Raw genomic sequence first — 1,494 nt, forward strand, 5'->3', positions numbered from 1 at the left:
CATCTCCATATCAAAAGCCAAAAAGAGCAGGGCGTAGCCGTAGTAGTGTACATGATAACGCAGCCAGGCCGGTTTGGGCGCCAGGTTTCCGCTTTCGGCGGGGATGTCCTTGCCCGGCTCGTCCAGCGTTTGGCCCAGCGACTGCTTGATTAGATAAAGCATCCATACTAAACCGGCAGTTGTAATCCCCATGCCGAGCAGGAGTAGATATTGAGTTAAAGGAGCCATATCACTTAGTCCTGAATGATAAATTCATAAACACAATAATATTCAATTGATTCAAAAAACTAAATTCATTCAATAATTTCATATTCTGCCTCTTCCAATTCAGCAAATGCTGTATTTGGTTGATAATCAAAATTTCGCGTACTGTATTTCGAGTATTGCCACATCTCAGAAACAGAATTTTTGAGTATAATAAGCCTGTAATATATAAAATACAAGAAAATGAATGTTAGTATAGACCAGAGTAAGGTTAACATATCAGATCAGAATTGTTTAAAAATAATCAGTGTTAAAATTATATTACTGTGAAGTTTCAACTTTTAAACGCTTGTATTGCCGAAGCTTCGTAAAATACAGCCACAGGGCTGGTATTATCACTAATAAGCTGATAATCTGTGAGGTAGAAATTAAGCCGTCAAGATAAACGCCCCGGGGATCATTTCTAAAAATTTCTACAAAAGACCGTGCGACAGAATAAAGCATAATAAAAACCAGGAAGATTTCTCCTTTAAAACGCTGCTGTTTTTGCCACCAAAGCAAAATGCCAAATACTACCAATAGGACAAGCGTGGAATAGATTTGGGTGGGGTGCAGTGGGATACCCGTTGGGGCCATCGACATTGAATCAGTAAAGGTAACCGCCCAGGGAAGATCCGTCGGTTTGCCGAAACTGTCTCCCGAAAAGAAGCAGCCCAGTCGTCCAAAGGCGATGCCCAGCGCCAGGCCGGGCGCTGCCATATCGCTAATTTGCCATAAGTCCAGATCATGTTTTCGTACATACCAAATCCCGGCTCCTAGTCCGAACAAGAAACCTCCATAGAACGTAAAGCCCCCATTCCAGAGCATCAGTATTTTCATAGGATTTTCAAGGTACCACTGCAGGCTTCCATCGAATAGGATGGAGAACACCCGAGCACCTATGATAGCCCAAACAACTACGACCACAGACAGATCCAGCACATTTTGAGGATTGATACCCTGTTTTTTGGCTTGTTTATAAAGCCACCATATTCCAATAAGAATACCACCAGTATGAAACAGGCTTACTGTGTGAATAGTAATCGGTCCGAGTTCAAAAAGAATGGGTTGCATAGTTTTTAATAATGAGTTTAGCATTCCACTTCGGCGTAGGCGTGGTCACCATGCTTACACCATACACATGAGCAGTTTTCGTGCATGCATTGTTTGTCTTCCAGCCGGGTTTTGAAAGCCCGGTTGGCGACCGGAAAAACAACCTTTTTATACCAGCTTGGGTTATACTGCGTTTGT

General features: G+C 42.5%; 2 protein-coding genes. Both read right to left on the reverse strand.

Annotated elements, in window-relative coordinates:
* A partial coding sequence (locus ABJV04_RS00055; RefSeq protein WP_348489063.1) for an NADH-quinone oxidoreductase subunit A occupies positions 1-228 on the reverse strand: 228 nt, incomplete at its 3' end.
* Positions 229-525: 297 nt separating this feature from the next.
* The gene (gene lgt, locus ABJV04_RS00060) at positions 526-1,341 is read right to left on the reverse strand and encodes a prolipoprotein diacylglyceryl transferase (RefSeq protein ID WP_348489064.1); all 816 of its coding nucleotides are present in this window, start codon (positions 1,339-1,341) and stop codon (positions 526-528) included.
* Between the last annotated feature and the right edge of the window lie 153 nt (positions 1,342-1,494).

The sequence above is a fragment of the Aliiglaciecola sp. genome (assembly GCF_039982535.1).
Classification (GTDB): domain Bacteria; phylum Pseudomonadota; class Gammaproteobacteria; order Enterobacterales; family Alteromonadaceae; genus Aliiglaciecola.